At 56.1% G+C, this 16,269-nt stretch carries 16 protein-coding genes; 8 read left to right on the forward strand and 8 right to left on the reverse strand.

Annotated features, from left to right (window positions below; translation table 11 throughout):
* The first annotated feature begins 48 nt into the window (after window positions 1-48).
* Window positions 49-1,782, forward strand: coding sequence for a potassium/proton antiporter (locus ABLV30_RS21970; RefSeq protein ID WP_004851981.1), 1,734 nt, complete (start codon window positions 49-51; stop codon window positions 1,780-1,782).
* A 16-nt stretch (window positions 1,783-1,798) separates the two neighbouring features.
* On the opposite strand, the gene dadX is transcribed toward ABLV30_RS21970, so the two are convergent.
* Both dadX and ABLV30_RS21980 read right to left on the reverse strand, forming a co-directional pair.
* Window positions 1,799-2,869: a catabolic alanine racemase DadX gene (gene dadX, locus ABLV30_RS21975; RefSeq protein WP_049083853.1), complete on the reverse strand. Its 1,071-nt coding sequence runs from the start codon at window positions 2,867-2,869 to the stop codon at window positions 1,799-1,801.
* 12 nt (window positions 2,870-2,881) lie between these two features.
* On the reverse strand, window positions 2,882-4,180 hold the full coding sequence (locus ABLV30_RS21980; protein WP_348865673.1) for a D-amino acid dehydrogenase: 1,299 nt from the start codon (window positions 4,178-4,180) through the stop codon (window positions 2,882-2,884).
* Window positions 4,181-4,501: 321 nt separating this feature from the next.
* On the opposite strand from ABLV30_RS21980, the gene ABLV30_RS21985 reads away from it, so the two are divergent.
* Entirely contained in the window at window positions 4,502-6,034 is a 1,533-nt protein-coding gene (locus ABLV30_RS21985) for a SpoVR family protein (protein ID WP_004138526.1), read from the forward strand.
* A gap of 59 nt (window positions 6,035-6,093) precedes the next feature.
* On the opposite strand, the gene fadR is transcribed toward ABLV30_RS21985, so the two are convergent.
* Complete coding sequence (gene fadR, locus ABLV30_RS21990) at window positions 6,094-6,813, reverse strand: fatty acid metabolism transcriptional regulator FadR (protein ID WP_004851987.1); 720 nt, start codon at window positions 6,811-6,813, stop codon at window positions 6,094-6,096.
* Window positions 6,814-7,058: 245 nt separating this feature from the next.
* Between fadR and nhaB the strand changes: the two genes are divergently transcribed.
* The 3 genes from nhaB (at window position 7,059) to ABLV30_RS22005 (ending at window position 9,732) form a co-directional block, all read left to right on the forward strand.
* Entirely contained in the window at window positions 7,059-8,612 is a 1,554-nt protein-coding gene (nhaB, locus tag ABLV30_RS21995) for a sodium/proton antiporter NhaB (RefSeq protein WP_025106151.1), read from the forward strand.
* Window positions 8,613-8,740: 128 nt separating this feature from the next.
* Window positions 8,741-9,271, forward strand: a complete 531-nt coding sequence (gene dsbB / locus ABLV30_RS22000; RefSeq protein WP_014229804.1) for a disulfide bond formation protein DsbB — start codon at window positions 8,741-8,743, stop codon at window positions 9,269-9,271.
* Between the two features lie 116 nt (window positions 9,272-9,387).
* Window positions 9,388-9,732: a DUF1971 domain-containing protein gene (locus tag ABLV30_RS22005; RefSeq protein ID WP_004103255.1), complete on the forward strand. Its 345-nt coding sequence runs from the start codon at window positions 9,388-9,390 to the stop codon at window positions 9,730-9,732.
* 8 nt (window positions 9,733-9,740) lie between these two features.
* Here the strand turns inward: ABLV30_RS22005 and ABLV30_RS22010 are convergent, their stop codons facing one another.
* From ABLV30_RS22010 to ABLV30_RS22020, 3 genes are all read right to left on the reverse strand, one after another.
* Window positions 9,741-10,187: a YcgN family cysteine cluster protein gene (locus ABLV30_RS22010; RefSeq protein WP_004851995.1), complete on the reverse strand. Its 447-nt coding sequence runs from the start codon at window positions 10,185-10,187 to the stop codon at window positions 9,741-9,743.
* Between the two features lie 94 nt (window positions 10,188-10,281).
* Window positions 10,282-10,941 carry a fumarylacetoacetate hydrolase family protein gene (locus ABLV30_RS22015; protein WP_348865674.1) on the reverse strand — a complete coding sequence of 220 codons (660 nt, stop codon included), beginning with the start codon at window positions 10,939-10,941 and terminating at the stop codon, window positions 10,282-10,284.
* A gap of 17 nt (window positions 10,942-10,958) precedes the next feature.
* Window positions 10,959-11,240, reverse strand: a complete 282-nt coding sequence (locus ABLV30_RS22020) for a YcgL domain-containing protein (protein ID WP_004138522.1) — start codon at window positions 11,238-11,240, stop codon at window positions 10,959-10,961.
* 126 nt (window positions 11,241-11,366) lie between these two features.
* Here ABLV30_RS22020 and minC point away from each other — a divergent pair, with 126 nt between their 5' ends.
* From minC to minE, 3 genes are read left to right on the forward strand one after another with little or no spacing between them, the layout of a single operon-like run.
* Window positions 11,367-12,065 (forward strand): septum site-determining protein MinC, encoded by a 699-nt coding sequence (minC, locus tag ABLV30_RS22025; RefSeq protein WP_004852000.1) that lies wholly within the window; start codon window positions 11,367-11,369, stop codon window positions 12,063-12,065.
* A gap of 23 nt (window positions 12,066-12,088) precedes the next feature.
* Window positions 12,089-12,901 (forward strand): septum site-determining protein MinD, encoded by an 813-nt coding sequence (gene minD, locus ABLV30_RS22030; protein ID WP_004103267.1) that lies wholly within the window; start codon window positions 12,089-12,091, stop codon window positions 12,899-12,901.
* A 3-nt stretch (window positions 12,902-12,904) separates the two neighbouring features.
* Window positions 12,905-13,174: a cell division topological specificity factor MinE gene (gene minE, locus ABLV30_RS22035; RefSeq protein ID WP_002910902.1), complete on the forward strand. Its 270-nt coding sequence runs from the start codon at window positions 12,905-12,907 to the stop codon at window positions 13,172-13,174.
* A 64-nt stretch (window positions 13,175-13,238) separates the two neighbouring features.
* Here minE and rnd read toward each other — a convergent pair whose 3' ends face one another.
* Complete coding sequence (gene rnd, locus ABLV30_RS22040) at window positions 13,239-14,354, reverse strand: ribonuclease D (RefSeq protein WP_004852003.1); 1,116 nt, start codon at window positions 14,352-14,354, stop codon at window positions 13,239-13,241.
* Between the two features lie 81 nt (window positions 14,355-14,435).
* Complete coding sequence (gene fadD, locus ABLV30_RS22045; protein ID WP_014229806.1) at window positions 14,436-16,121, reverse strand: long-chain-fatty-acid--CoA ligase FadD; 1,686 nt, start codon at window positions 16,119-16,121, stop codon at window positions 14,436-14,438.
* Between the last annotated feature and the right edge of the window lie 148 nt (window positions 16,122-16,269).

Below are 16,269 nucleotides of genomic sequence, written 5' to 3' on the forward strand. Positions count from 1 at the left end.
TGGTGTAGTTTTTAATTTATCTTCACGCCGGTAAGGAGTACGTCAACATTGGACGCCGCTGCGGTCATCAGTCTGTTTATCCTGGGTTCTGTTTTAGTAACCTGTAGTATTTTATTAAGTTCCTTTTCCTCACGCCTCGGTATCCCGATTCTGGTTATCTTCCTGGCGATTGGGATGCTGGCGGGCATTGACGGTATCGGCGGCATTCCGTTTGACAACTACCCTTTCGCCTACATGGTGAGCAACCTGGCGCTGGCGGTTATCCTGCTTGACGGCGGGATGCGCACTCAGGCCAGCTCTTTTCGCGTGGCGCTGTGGCCCGCCCTCTCGCTCGCCACGGTCGGGGTGCTGATCACCTCGGCCCTGACCGGACTGATGGCGGCCTGGCTGTTTCATCTCAACCTGATTGAAGGGCTGCTGATCGGCGCTATCGTCGGCTCAACCGATGCCGCGGCGGTGTTCTCACTCCTCGGCGGTAAAGGGCTGAACGAACGTGTCGGCTCGACGCTGGAAATTGAATCCGGCAGCAACGATCCGATGGCGGTGTTCCTGACCATTACCCTTATCGAGATGATTCAGCAGCACGAGACCGGCCTGAGCTGGATGTTCGCGGTGCATATCGTGCAGCAGTTCGGGTTGGGTATCGCTATCGGCCTCGGCGGCGGCTATCTGCTGCTGCAGATGATTAACCGCATTGTGCTGCCGGCCGGGCTTTATCCTCTGCTGGCGCTGAGCGGCGGGATCATGATTTTCGCCGCCACCACCTCGCTGGACGGCAGCGGCATCCTCGCGGTCTACCTGTGCGGATTCCTGCTCGGCAACCGGCCGATTCGCAACCGCCACGGTATCCTGCAAAACTTCGACGGCCTGGCGTGGCTGGCGCAGATCGCCATGTTCCTGGTGCTCGGCCTGCTGGTCACCCCGTCCGACCTGTGGCCTATCGCCATCCCGGCGCTCATTCTGTCGATGTGGATGATCTTTATCGCCCGTCCGCTGTCGGTGTTTGCCGGTCTGCTGCCGTTTCGCGGCTTCAACCTGCGCGAGCGGATATTTATCAGCTGGGTGGGCCTGCGCGGCGCGGTGCCGATTATTCTCGCCGTCTTCCCGATGATGGCGGGCCTGGAGAATGCGCGGTTGTTCTTTAACGTGGCCTTCTTCGTGGTGCTGGTCTCGCTGCTGTTACAGGGGACCTCGCTCTCCTGGGCGGCGAAGAAAGCCAAAGTGGTGGTGCCGCCGGTCGGCTCGCCCATCTCCCGCGTCGGGCTGGATATCCATCCGGAAAACCCGTGGGAGCAGTTCGTGTACCAGCTTAGCGCCGAAAAATGGTGCGTCGGCGCGGCGCTGCGCGACCTGCATATGCCGCCGGAGACGCGGATTGCCGCGCTGTTTCGCGACAACGTACTCCTGCACCCTACCGGCAGTACCCGACTGCTGGAAGGCGATATTCTCTGCGTGATTGGCCGCGAGCGCGACCTGCCCGCGCTGGGTAAACTGTTCAGCCAGTCGCCGCCGGTGGCGCTGGATCAGCGCTTCTTCGGTGATTTTATTCTCGATGCCAGTGCCAGATTCGCCGACGTCGCGCAGATTTACGGCATTGACGGGGGAGAAGAGTTTCGCGATCGCCAGCAGTCGCTGGGTGACGTCATACAGCACCTGTTAGGCGCCGCGCCGGTGGTCGGCGACCAGGTGGAATTTGCCGGGATGGTGTGGACGGTGGCGGAAAAAGAAGAGGATCACGTACTGCGGGTCGGCGTACGGATGGCGGAAGATGAGGCGGAGTGATCCGCCTCAGGCTAAGTTACACCGTCACAACCGGTACGCGCGGCGCGAGCGCGCACATTAATTCATATCCGACGGTGCCGCAGGCGGCCGCGACATCGTCAATTTTGATCTCTTTGCCCCACAGCTCAACCGGCGCGCCGATCCCTGCCTGCGGGCATGGGGTCAAATCCACGGCCAGCATATCCATTGAGATGCGCCCGACCGTCACGGTGCGTACGCCGTCAACCAGCACCGGCGTACCGCTCGGCGCCAGCCGCGGATAGCCATCGGCATAGCCGCAGGCAACGATGCCGATACGCCGCTCCTCCGCCGTGCGCCAGGTTGCGCCGTAGCCGACCGCTTCACCGGCTTTCAGGTTCTGTACGGCAATAATTTCGCTGCTTAGCGTCATCACCGGTTTCAGCCCGGTGTTGGCCACGTCCTGCCACAGGCCGGAAGGCGAGGCGCCGTACAGCACGATCCCCGGCCTCACCCAGTTAAAATGCGACTCCGGATGCCACAAGGTTGCCGCCGAGTTCGCCAGCGAGCGCGGGCAATCCAGCCCTTCCGCCGCCTGCTCAATGCGCCGCATCGGCTCGACAATGCCGTCCGGGTTTTCCGCTTCGGCGAAATGCGACATTAACGTCATTTCGCTGACGTTACCGAGCGCTCGCAGCTGCTGCCAGACGATGTGCAAACGGTCCGGCATAAAACCCAGCCGATTCATCCCGCTATTCACCTTGACGTAAATATCGAGGGGCGCGTGCAGCTTCGCCTGCTGCAGCGCCTTGATTTGCCAGTTACTGTGCACGCTGGTAGTCAATCGGTATTTATCAAACAGCGCCAGCTCATCGGCATTGAAGAAACCTTCCAGCATCAGTATCGGCCCTTTCCAGCCGAGCTCGCGCAGCAGGATCGCCTCTTCAAGATTGAGCATCGCGAAACCGTCCGCGGCGCTAAGCGCGTTCCAGACCCTTGCCAGGCCGTGGCCATAAGCATTGGCTTTGACCACCGCCCACAGGCGCGAGCCGGGCGCCGCGCGGCGAACAATGTGTTGATTCTGGCGTAAGGCTGACATATCAATGCTGGCCTTTACAGGACGAGACATGAAAGCTCCTTGTTAATTGTGAACGCCATGCAGATGCTGAGCGCGGGCCGGCGTAAAGCCGCGGCCGTAGCGGGCGACGGCAAGATCGTCATACGGGATCGCCGGCGTACGCCCGGAGATCAGATCGCTGATCAGCTGGCCTGAACCGCAGGCCATGGTCCATCCCAGCGTGCCGTGGCCGGTGTTGAGCCACAGATTTTTATACGCCGTGCGGCCCACCACCGGCGTACCGTCCGGGGTCATCGGACGCAGTCCGGTCCAGAAGGTTGCCTGTTCAACGTGGCCGCCGCGCGGGAACAGATCGCGCACCACCATCTCCAGGGTTTCACGCCGCGGCTGCAGCAGTTCTTTATTAAATCCAACAATTTCCGCCATTCCGCCAACGCGAATACGCCTGTCGAAACGGGTGATGGCGATTTTGTAGGTTTCATCAAGGATAGTCGAAACCGGCGCGCCGTCTTCTTCCACGATCGGAATCGTTAGCGAATAGCCTTTCAGCGGGTAGACCGGAATATCCACCAGCCCTTTCAGCATGGCCGTCGAATATGATCCGAATGCCATCACGTAAGCGTCGGCTTTGATGATTTCAGCGCCGCACTTCACGCCGGAGATGAGATCCCCTTCATAGAGCAGTTCATCCACCGGTGTATTAAAACGGAAAGTCACGCCCGCCTGTTCCGCCATCAGGGCCAGACGCGTGGTGAAAAGCTGGCAGTCGCCGGTTTCATCATTAGGTAAACGTAAACCGCCCGTCAGTTTATGGCTCACTTCCGCCAGCGCCGGTTCAACGTCCAGCAGGCGGTTTGCCTCCAGCAGCTGGTAAGGCACGCCCGCCTCCTGCAGTACCGCGATATCGCGGGTCGCGTTTTCGAACTGCTTGTCGGTGCGGAAAAGCTGCAGCGTGCCGCCCTGCCGGCCTTCATACTGGATACCGGTGCTCTCGCGCAGCGCCTTCAGGCAGTCGCGGCTGTACTCCGCCAGGCGCACCATACGCCCTTTGTTTTCCATATAGTGGCGAGTGTCGCAGTTGCGCAGCATCTGCCACATCCATTTCAGCTGGAACGGCGTGCCATCCAGCCCGATAGCCAGCGGCGCGTGGCGCTGGAACATCCACTTAATCGCCTTCAACGGTACTCCCGGCGCCGCCCACGGCGCAGCGTAGCCGGGAGAGATCTGCCCGGCGTTAGCGGCGCTGGTCTCTTCGGCTGGCCCCGGCTGACGATCGATAACCGTCACTTCATGTCCTGCCTGGCTTAAGTACCAGGCGCTAGCGACTCCAACTACCCCACTTCCCAGTATGACGACGCGCATAGCGGCTCCGTAATCGTTAAAGAACAATCATCTGATTACAAATTGATAACTCAGATGAAAATATTATTCAACATACGCTTTATTTATGGTGACTTATCTCACAGGGTTCTGCGCCAGCACTGCCCCCGTCGGTTTACCATCTCCTGCTGCGCCTCATTTTTCTACAGAATAAAATCCTGTTTAAACCGTAAAACAACGCCTTTAAGATTGTGAAATCGCGAAGAAAAGAAAATGCGGATGCACGCAGTTTGCGACGCCGTGTTCTATGCTTGTTAAGAGGTTTTCCGTACAGAGAGAACCATCAACAACGAGGGCGCGCTAATGGCTACGATTGATTCCATGAACAAGGACACAACCCGTTTAAGCGATGGACCCGACTGGACTTTTGAGCTGCTGGAGACCTATCTGGCAGAAGTCGATCGGGTGGCGAAGCTGTATCGTCTTGACACCTATCCGCACCAAATCGAAGTCATTACTTCCGAACAGATGATGGATGCCTACTCCAGCGTCGGGATGCCGATTAACTATCCGCACTGGTCGTTTGGTAAAAAATTCATTGAGACCGAACAGGCCTATAAGCACGGGCAACAGGGGCTGGCCTATGAAATCGTCATTAACTCCAACCCCTGTATCGCCTATTTGATGGAAGAGAACACCATCACCATGCAGGCGCTGGTGATGGCGCACGCCTGCTACGGGCACAACTCGTTTTTCAAAAATAACTACCTCTTTCGCAGCTGGACCGACGCCAGCTCCATCATCGACTATCTCATCTTCGCGCGTAAATACATCACCGAATGTGAAGAGCGCTACGGCGTTGATGAAGTCGAGAAGCTGCTCGACTCCTGCCACGCCTTGATGAACTACGGCGTTGACCGCTATAAACGCCCGCAGAAAATCTCGCTGCAGGAGGAAAAAGCGCGGCAAAAAAGCCGGGAAGAGTATCTGCAAAGCCAGGTGAATATGCTGTGGCGCACCCTGCCGAAGCGCGAAGAGGAAAAGACCATTGAAGCGGCGCGCCGCTATCCCTCTGAGCCGCAGGAAAACCTGCTCTACTTTATGGAGAAAAACGCGCCCCTGCTGGAGCCATGGCAGCGTGAGATCCTGCGTATCGTGCGTAAGGTCAGCCAGTATTTTTATCCACAGAAGCAGACTCAGGTGATGAACGAAGGCTGGGCGACCTTCTGGCACTACACCATCCTGAATCATCTTTATGATGAAGGAAAAGTCACCGAGCGCTTTATGCTGGAGTTTCTGCACAGCCACACCAACGTGGTGTTCCAGCCGCCCTATAACAGCCAGTGGTATAGCGGCATTAACCCCTATGCGCTGGGTTTCGCCATGTTCCAGGATATCAAACGTATTTGTCAGTCGCCGACGGAAGAGGACAGGTACTGGTTCCCGGATATTGCCGGATCCGACTGGCTCGAAACCTTGCACTTCGCCATGCGCGATTTCAAGGATGAAAGCTTTATCAGCCAGTTCCTGTCGCCGAAAATCATGCGCGATTTCCGCTTCTTTACCGTGCTCGATGACGATCACAACAACTATCTGGAAATATCCGCCATTCATAATGAAGAGGGATATCGTGAGATTCGTTCGAAGCTTTCAGCGCAGTACAACCTGAGCAACCTCGAGCCGAACATTCAGGTATGGAATGTGGATCTGCGCGGCGACCGTTCGCTCACCCTGCGCTACGTGCCGCACAACCGCGTGCCGCTGGATAAAGGACGCCGCGAGGTGCTGAAGCACGTCCACCGCCTGTGGGGATTTGACGTTCTTCTGGAGCAGCAAAACGCCGATGGTAGCGTTGAGCTGCTGGAACGTACGCCGCCGCGGCCCAATCCGCTGTAGCGCGTATAAAGCAAAACGCCCGGTGACAGCACCGGGCGTTGTTTATTCGTGGGCGGGGTCTAGCGCATATTAATCGCCAGGTCACCCGGCAAATTCTTCTGCATACGATGCCAAATCTCCCCGCTGTCATGCCCGTAGCGGCGAACGATTTCATAAACCTGTTCATGAAGCCCTTCTTCACATACTTTCGCCAGCTGATGATAGAAGCCGAGCGCCAGGCTACGCGCTTCCGGGTTGGCAAAATAGTGACGACCTATGCGGGTGTACAGACCTTTCATCCCGTTGAGGATCAGGCCGTAGATGGGGTTACCTGAAGCAAAGGCCAGACCGCGGAAGATATTATAATCCAGCTCGGCAAACGCATCGGCGTGGTCTTCAATTTCACGCGCGCTCGCCAGAACCTCCAGCGCCTTATCCGGGTGCTGACGGAAAGCGGTGCGGATAAAAATAGTCGAAATATTGGTACGCACGGACAGCAGATTATCAATCAGCTGCGGAACGCTGTCGTGATCGAGACGCGCGAGGGTTTCGAGAATATTCAGACCTGACGTTTCCCAGAAGTTGTTCACTTTGGTAGGCTTACCGTGCTGAATGGTTAACCAGCCATCGCGGGCCAGACGCTGCAACACTTCACGTAAGGTTGTACGGGTAACACCAATCAGTTCAGAAAGTTCACGTTCAGCGGGAAGAATTGAACCAGGAGGGAAGCGGTTATTCCAGATACTTTCAATGATGTACTCTTCAGCGAAACCCGCAGGGCTTTGCGCCTTAATGACCATAATAAGATTTCCATTACACAGCGTTGCTATTCGACTCATCATACCAGAGCGGCCATAAGGCAGATAGCGCCAGAAAGTAATTAAAAAGGGATCGCCGTTTCATTTTCAACTTTTCATTTCACACTTTCTGTGGCTAAAGAACGTGATGCGAAGAAAGTTGCGTCTCGTTTTGCGCAACTGGTAATCTTGCGTATAGTTACGCATAAAATCATGTTTCAGAATTTGACGGAGAAAGGATGTCTGTCGTGGAAATGTCGTATGGCCGCGCCCTGTGGCGCAACTTTCTTGGTCAGTCCCCGGACTGGTACAAACTCACTCTCATCATTTTCCTGATCGTTAATCCGCTGGTCTTTTATCTTCATCCGTTTATTGCCGGATGGCTGCTGGTTATCGAATTTATCTTCACCCTGGCGATGGCGCTTAAATGTTATCCGCTGCTGCCGGGCGGCCTGCTGGCTATTGAAGCGGTATTTATCGGTATGACCACGCCCGGGCATATTCGCGAAGAAGTGGCCAGTAATCTTGAAGTCCTGCTGCTGCTGATGTTTATGGTGGCGGGTATCTACTTCATGAAGCAGCTGCTGCTGTTCATCTTCACCCGTTTGCTGCTCGGCATTCGCAGCAAGATGCTGCTGTCGCTGGCGTTTTGCGTCGCGTCCGCTTTCCTCTCCGCCTTCCTCGACGCGTTGACCGTTGTCGCCGTCGTGATCAGCGTAGCCGTTGGCTTCTACGGTATTTATCACAAAGCCGCTTCGGCGCGGCCGGACGATGACAACATGCTCGACGACAGCCATATCGAGCAGCACTATCGCGATGTTCTGGAGCAGTTTCGCGGCTTCTTGCGCAGCCTGATGATGCACGCCGGGGTCGGCACCGCGCTCGGCGGCGTAATGACGATGGTCGGCGAACCGCAGAACCTGATTATTGCCAAAGCCGCGGGCTGGCACTTCGGTGAATTCTTCATACGCATGCTGCCGGTAAGCTTACCGGTGCTGGTATGCGGCCTGCTCACCTGCCTGCTGCTGGAGAAATTCCGCCTGTTTGGCTACGGCGAACCGCTGCCGCCTACGGTGCGCAAAGTGCTACAGGATTTCGACGATCGTAGCCGTCAGAGCCGCAGCCGTCAGGATCGCCTGCGTCTTATCGCCCAGGGGGTTATTGGCGTCTGGCTGATCGTCGCGCTGGCGCTGCATCTGGCGGAAGTCGGCCTGATTGGCCTGTCGGTCATCATTCTGGCAACGACTTTTTCCGGCGTCACCGATGAACACGCCATCGGCAAAGCGTTTACCGAAGCGCTGCCGTTTACCGCGCTGCTGACGGTCTTTTTTGCCGTCGTGGCGGTGATCATCGATCAGCACCTGTTTGCCCCGGTGATCGAATTTGTTCTCCAGGCCTCGCCGCACGCCCAGCTATCGCTGTTCTATCTGTTTAACGGCCTGCTATCGTCGATTTCGGATAACGTCTTCGTCGGCACCGTGTACATCAACGAAGTGAAGACGGCCCTGGAGCATGGGACGATCGGCCTGCCGCAGTTTGAGCTGCTGGCGGTGGCCATTAATACCGGTACTAACCTGCCATCCGTCGCCACGCCGAACGGTCAGGCCGCGTTTCTGTTCCTGCTCACCTCCGCGCTGGCCCCGCTGATTCGCCTCTCCTATGGCCGTATGGTGTGGATGGCGCTGCCGTATACTCTCGTCCTGACCCTGGTGGGCCTGGCGTGCGTCGAGTTTACCTTGATGCCGGCGACCCAGTGGATGCTGGAGCAGGGTTGGCTGGTGACGCCTCAGCTGCTGAAGTAAAAAGCAATACCCGGATCAAAAATCCGGGTATTCCATATTCGCTTACGTAATATTTTCAGACTAGCTGCTGGCGTCGCTTCGGTTTTCGTTTACACTGCCATGATTTAGCATGTTCCAGGGAAATGATTATGTTGCGATATTTAAACCAGTGCTCAAGGGGACGCGGTGCCTGGCTCCTGATGGCGCTTACCGCGTTTGTTCTTGAATTGGTTGCTTTGTGGTTCCAGCACGTCATGCTGCTGCAACCCTGCGTACTCTGTATTTACGAACGCTGCGCGCTTTTTGGCATTATGGGTGCCGGTATTGTCGGCGCCATCGCGCCAAAATCGCCTCTGCGCTATGTGGCGATTATTATCTGGCTCTACAGCGCCCTGCGCGGGCTGCAGCTGGCATGGGAACACACCATGATTCAGCTTCACCCTTCCCCCTTCCAGACCTGCGATTTCGCCGCTCGTTTCCCCACGTGGCTGCCGCTGGATAAATGGCTGCCTCAGGTATTTGTCGCAACCGGTGACTGCTCCGTACGCCAGTGGGAATTCCTGACGCTGGAAATGCCGCAGTGGCTGGTCGGGATCTTCGCCGCCTATCTGGTTGTCGGCGCGCTGGTGCTTATCGCACAGCCGTTTAAACCTAAAAAGCGCGATCTGTTTGGTCGCTAAGAACGATTGCTGATAAAGCGCTCCTCCGGGAGCGTTTTTTTTGCCTGCACGTTGACGTCGGTCACATAAAGTTGCATATTAAATGCAACTTATCGATGTTAACTAAGGAGCACATGATGTCTCATTTGCGTATTCCCGCTAGCTGGAAGGTAAAACGCTCCACCCCATTCTTTACCAAACAGAACGTCCCTGCCGCTCTGCTGACGCACCACAACACCGCTGCGGGTGTTTTCGGCCAGCTTTGCGTGATGGAAGGTACGGTAACCTATTATGGTTTCGCCGACGAACAGGCGACAGAGCCTGAAGCAAAGGTCGTTATCAACGCCGGACAGTTCGCGACCAGCCCGCCGCAGTACTGGCACCGCATTGAGCTTAGCGACGACGCGCAGTTCAATATTAACTTTTGGGTTGCAGATGACGCCGACGGTGAAAGCGGGCTATTTCACGCGAAGAAAGGCTAACTGAGCGCCTACTGCGCCCAGTCTGGTTTGTTCAGGATATGATCCTGCCAGTCAACCACCGTGGATTCTTTCACAGCAATATGGCGAACCGAGATGCGTTCGCCATGCATCGCCGCCTTCGAACCGGTTAACAGCGGGTGCCAGTGCGGCAGCGGTTGACCTTCCGCCAGCAGACGATAGGCGCAGGTCGGCGGCAGCCATTCAAACGTAGGCAGGTTGTCGCGGGTGAGCTTAATGCAGTCCGGTTCATATTCGAAACGGCGCTCATAGTTACGGCACTGGCAGGTTTTGATATTAAGCTGACGGCAGGCGACGTTGGTGAAGTAGATTTCGTCGGTATCCTCATCCATCAGCTTATGCAGGCAGCACTGTCCGCAGCCGTCGCAAAGTGATTCCCACTCCGCATCGCTCATTTCATCCAGTGTTTTGTGTTGCCAGAAAGGTTGTTCGCTCATTGGGATGTCCGTCATTGCAGTTCAGGGTGCACCTTATAACCAGTCTGGCACGCCGATGCAAGTTTTGCCGCCCGGAGAAGGCGGCAAGCGGTCGTTACAGCACGCGGGTGGTCAGCGAAAACCCGTTAAAACCGACTTCCAGCTCGTCGCCGCTGGCGAGCGGCCCCACGCCTTCCGGGGTGCCGGTCAGCACCACATCACCGGCTTTCAGGGTGAAGAAGCGCGACATATAGGCGATCAGCGGCACAATTTTATGAACCATGTCGGCCGTCGTGCCCTGCTGGCGCACCTCGCCGTTTACCTTCAGGCTCAGCGGCGTATTCTGCGCGTCGCCGTGAAATTCGCCGGCGGGAATAAACCCCGAAATCGGGCAGGAGTTATCAAAGCCTTTCGCCTTTTCCCACGGCTGCCCGGCTTTTTTCATTTTGCCCTGCAGATCGCGCAGGGTGAGGTCCAGCGCCACGCCATAGCCGGCGATGGCTTTGAGCACATGATCGTCCGTCGCCTGACGCAGCGTGCCGCCAATCAGCACCGCCAGCTCAACCTCGTGGTGCACCGACCCCAGCCCCTCAGGAAGCACCAACGGCTGGCGGATGTCGCATAGCGCCGTCTCAGGTTTAATAAACAGCACCGGCTCTTCCGGCGTCGCACTGCCCATCTCCTTGATGTGTTTTGCGTAGTTGCTGCCCACGCACACCACTTTGCTTACCGGATAATCCAGTAGCGCACCCTGCCAGTTATGATGTTGGTACATTGTTTTCCCTCTGTGGGTTAATCAGATTTATTCCCCTGTTCCGCCAGGTGTTTCTTGAGTAAATTTTCAGACGGAGGAGGGAGCTGAAGGTAATAGCCCTGATCGGCCAGCGCCTGTTTCACTTTATCCAAATCGGCGTGGATGAGTTTTTTTCGCCCATCGAGCGGTAAAATCATTGCCAGTTTGGGCGTACCGAAGCTATACATTAATTCGTCAGGAACGCGGGAGAAATCGTCCTTTTTTTCGACATATAAATAGGTTTGCTCACGTTTAGTACTTCGATAGATCACACAAAACATAGTTTTACTCGGAATTAGACCTGTGGTCACTTGCCTCTATATATGAGTGACTATAACATGCCTTTTAGTCTTCGGAATATCACCGCACTTCAGCGAGTGATAAACAGCAAATTGAGTAAGGCCAGGATGTCAAATACGCCAATCGAACTTAAGGGCAGTAGCTTCACCTTATCTGTGATTCATTTGCACGATGCAAATCCCGAGGTTATTCGTCAGGCGTTAGAAGACAAAATCGCCCAGGCTCCCGCCTTTTTACGTCATGCCCCCGTGGTGGTGAATATCAGCAGCATTGAAGATGACGTCGACTGGCGCCCTCTTCATGAGGCTATCGCGGCCACCGGCCTGCGTATTATGGGCGTAAGCGGATGTAAACTTCCTCGGCTGAAAACCGAAATTGACCGCGCCGGGATCCCTTTATTAACCGAAGGGAAAGAAAAAATTACCCGTCAGGCCGCGCCAGAACCCGTTGCCCCGCCGCCAGCTGTTAATCAGATCACAAAAACGCGCTTGATCGATCAGCCGGTACGTTCCGGTCAGCGTATTTATGCGCCACACTGTGATCTAATTGTTACAAACCATGTGAGTGCCGGGGCTGAACTTATTGCCGATGGTAATATCCATGTATATGGCATGATGCGGGGACGTGCGCTTGCCGGCGCCGGCGGCGACAGAGACGCCCAAATATTTTGCAGCAACCTCTCGGCGGAACTGGTTTCCATCGCCGGGGAATACTGGCTGAGTGATAACATTCCGGCCGAATTTTATGGCAAAGCGGCCCGTCTACGTTTAGACGACAGCGCTTTGACGATTCAATCGTTGAATTAATCCCTTTTTAACAAGGAATTTCTATGGCACGCATTATTGTTGTGACTTCGGGTAAAGGAGGCGTTGGCAAGACCACCTCCAGCGCGGCCATCGCTACTGGTTTGGCCCAGAAGGGAAAGAAAACGGTCGTTATCGACTTCGACATCGGCCTGCGTAACCTCGATCTGATCATGGGCTGTGAACGCCGGGTCGTTTATGACTTCGTCAACGTCATCCAGGGCGATGCCACGTTGAACCAGGCGCTGATTAAAGACAAGCGCACGGAGAACCTCTACATCCTTCCGGCCTCCCAGACGCGTGACAAAGACGCCCTGACCCGCGAAGGCGTAGACAAAGTTCTCGAAGAACTGAAAAAAATGGATTTTGATTTTATCGTCTGTGACTCCCCTGCAGGCATCGAAACCGGTGCGCTGATGGCGCTGTACTTCGCTGATGAAGCCATCATCACCACCAACCCGGAAGTCTCCTCCGTTCGCGACTCCGACCGTATCCTTGGCATCCTGGCCTCCAAATCCCGCCGCGCGGAAAGGGGCGAAGATCCGATTAAAGAGCATCTGCTGCTGACGCGCTATAACCCAGGCCGCGTGAACAAAGGTGACATGCTGAGCATGGAAGACGTGCTGGAAATTCTGCGCATCAATCTGGTGGGCGTGATTCCGGAAGATCAGTCCGTGCTGCGCGCGTCTAACCAGGGCGAACCGGTTATTCTGGATGACGCCTCGGATGCGGGTAAAGCCTATGCCGATACCGTTGAACGTCTGCTCGGAGAAGAACGCCCTTTCCGCTTCGTAGAAGAAGAGAAGAAAGGTTTCCTCAAACGCCTGTTCGGAGGATAAATTATGGCATTACTCGACTTTTTTCTCTCGCGGAAAAAGAACACGGCCAACATTGCGAAAGAGCGCCTGCAAATTATCGTCGCGGAGCGCCGCCGCGGCGACGCTGAACCGCACTATCTTCCGCAGCTGCGCAAAGACATTCTCGAAGTGATTTGCAAGTATGTGCAAATCGACCCGGAAATGGTCAGCGTACAGCTGGAGCAGAGGGACGGTGATATTTCGATTCTGGAGCTGAACGTGACCCTGCCGGAAACTGAAGAGTCGAAGTCCTGAGCCTGAAGGTATAAAAAAACCGGCAACGCTGCGCGAAGCCGGTTTTTCACTATGCCGTTCGGCGCTAGCGCGGGTAGTCGCTCAATAGCGCATTCAGGCGATCGGCCATCAATTCTCCGCGCCAGCCGGAAACCAGTTCAGGCTGCCCGTTGCCGTTTTTAAGCCCCCAGTGCCAGTTCAGCAGCTGGTTAATCTGTCTTCTTGAGGCCAGCAGCTCCGCGCTGACGCCCTTCTCGGCGCTCACGGTCTGCACAAGCGCTTTAATATCCTTAAACAGCTTGCGGTAGCCCGGCATGTCGATCAGGTTCTGCAGCGGCTCTGGCAGCGCCTCTTCCGGCAGCGCCTGCGCTTTCTCGACGAGGCCGATCAGCGTCTTGCCGTGGAAACGAATTTCGCTGCCCGAGAGTCCGAGGCTGTCAAGCTCCCCGAGGCTGGTGGGCATATAGCGCGCCACGTTCCACAAATGCTCTTCCCGGATCACAAAGTTGACGGCCAGGTCGCGCTCGCGCGCTTTGCGCAGACGCCACTCCGCCAGCAGCTGCAGGCAGCCCAGCTGACGAGTACGCAGCTGCCAGGCATTACCGATATCGCGCCACGCCTCGGCGGGATCCTGAATCTCCTGACGCCGCTGCTGCATCAGCTGACATTCATCCAGGGCGGCGGAGAGCCAGCCTGCGCTGTCGGTTTCAGCCATCAGCTTTCCGGCAATCGGCAGCAGGTACCAGACGTCGGCGGCAGCATAAATGCACTGGCGTTCGGTCAGCGGGCGCGCCAGCCAGTCGGTGCGGGACTCGCTCTTGTCCAGCGCCACGCCGGTAAACTCTTCCACCATCGACGCAAAGCCCCACGACATCGGGCGGCCGCAAAAAGCGGCGAGAATTTGCGTGTCGATCAGCGGCTGCGGCATCAAATGAAAAGCATTGAGGAATACTTCCAGATCTTCACTGCCGGCGTGCAGAAATTTGGTCACATCTTTATTCAGCAGCAGTTCACGCATCGGTTCCCAGTCGGTGATGACCAGCGGGTCAATCAGCGAAACCTGGCTGCCGTCGAACAGCTGGAGCAGACCGAGCTGCGGGTAGTAGGTACGAGTACGGACAAATTCCGTATCCAGCGCGATGGCGGAAACCGCGCTTGCCGCGTCGCAGACGGCGCGAAGGCCATCGTTGGTGGTGATCATCTGATAGTTCAAATCATACTCTCTTAACTTGCGCCCATAAAAAACGCCGGCTTAGCCGGCGTCTGGCGATTCACTCTTAGCTCAGGCTTTATTGTCTACTTTAGCACGGGCTTCGTCACGCAGTTCTCGACGTAAAATTTTCCCGACGTTGGATTTCGGCAGCTCATCGCGAAACTCCACCAGCTTCGGCACCTTGTAGCCGGTTAGCTGGCGACGGCAGAAAGCGATCAGCATCTCTTCCGTCAGCGCCGGATCTTTCTTGACCACGAAAATCTTCACCGCTTCACCGCTGCTGCCGGACGGCACGCCGACCGCGGCCACTTCCTGAACCCCGGCGTGCTGCATCACCACATCTTCGATTTCATTCGGATAGACGTTGAAGCCCGAGACAAGAATCATATCTTTTTTGCGATCGACGATACGCAGGAAGCCCTCTTCATCCATCACCGCGATATCGCCGGTATGCAGCCAGCCGTCCTTGATAATTTCAGCGGTCGCGTCCGGACGCTGCCAGTAGCCCAGCATCACCTGCGGCCCTTTCACGCACAGCTCTCCCGGTTCTCCCGGCGCGACTTCATTATCGTCATCATCCACCAGCTTCGCTTCGGTGGAGGGCACCGGCAGGCCGATACTGCCGCTGTGATAGTCAATATCGTGCGGATTGACGCTCACCAGCGGCGCGCACTCCGTCAGGCCATAGCCTTCCAGCAGATACTGCCCGGTCAGCTTAACCCAGCGCTCCGCCACCACCTGCTGTACCGGCATTCCGCCGCCGGCGGAGAGATGCAGTGAAGAGAAATCGAGCTGCTGAAACTCTTTGTTATTGAGCAGCGCGTTAAACAGGGTGTTGACCCCGGTCATCGCGGTGAAGGGGTATTTCGCCAGCTCTTTGACCAGGCCTGGAATATCGCGCGGATTGGTGATCAGCAGGTTCTGCCCGCCCAGCTCTATAAACAGCAGACAGTTCATGGTCAGGGCAAAAATGTGGTACAGCGGTAGCGCGGTAACAACCAGCTCTTTACCGCGGTGCAGCAGCGGCCCGTAGGTGCCGTTGACCTGCTCAAGGTTCGCCAGCATATTACGATGAGTCAGCATCGCCCCCTTCGCCACGCCGGTGGTCCCGCCGGTGTACTGGAGAAAAGCGAGATCCTGAGAGACGATTTCCGGCTTAATGTACTGCATACGGTAGCCATGCTGCAGCGCGCTGCGAAACGAGATGGCGTCCGGCAGATGATATTTTGGTACCAGCCGTTTGATGTACTTCACCACAAAGTTAACCAGCGTCCCTTTCGCCGTGGAAAGCTGATCGCCCATGCGGGTTAAGATCACGTGCTTGACCTGGGTTTTATCAACCACCTTTTCCAGGGTATGCGCGAAGTTGGAAACGATCACAATGGCGGCGGCGCCGCTGTCGTTGAGCTGGTGCTCCAGTTCGCGCGGGGTGTAGAGCGGATTAACGTTCACCACGATCATGCCGGCGCGCAGAATACCAAACAGCGCCACCGGATACTGCAGCAGGTTAGGCATCATCAGGGCGACGCGGTCGCCTTTTTGCAGTCCTAACCCTTCCTGTAGATAAGCGGCGAACGCCCGACTGCGCTCCTCCAGCTTACGGTAGGTCATCACCTCGCCCATATTGATAAAGGCCGGCTGATCGGCATAGCGGCGGACGGCGTGTTCAAACAGTTCAACCAGGGATTGATAGCGGTCAGGGTTTATCTCCGCAGGAACGTCCGCGGGATAACGGTTTAGCCAAACCTTTTTCACTGCATCACCTCTGAAATAGTTATTCGTCGTCATCACAGCCCCTGATCAACAAACATTTTGTTAACATTATATTAACTCAGCGTACCAGTTTATTAATTAGCCGTTGTACAGGTTGCGAAGCGCGTCACTATTTATTTTTCTTATTTGA

The sequence above is a fragment of the Klebsiella sp. CN_Kp113 genome (assembly GCF_040064585.1).
Lineage (GTDB): Bacteria > Pseudomonadota > Gammaproteobacteria > Enterobacterales > Enterobacteriaceae > Klebsiella > Klebsiella michiganensis.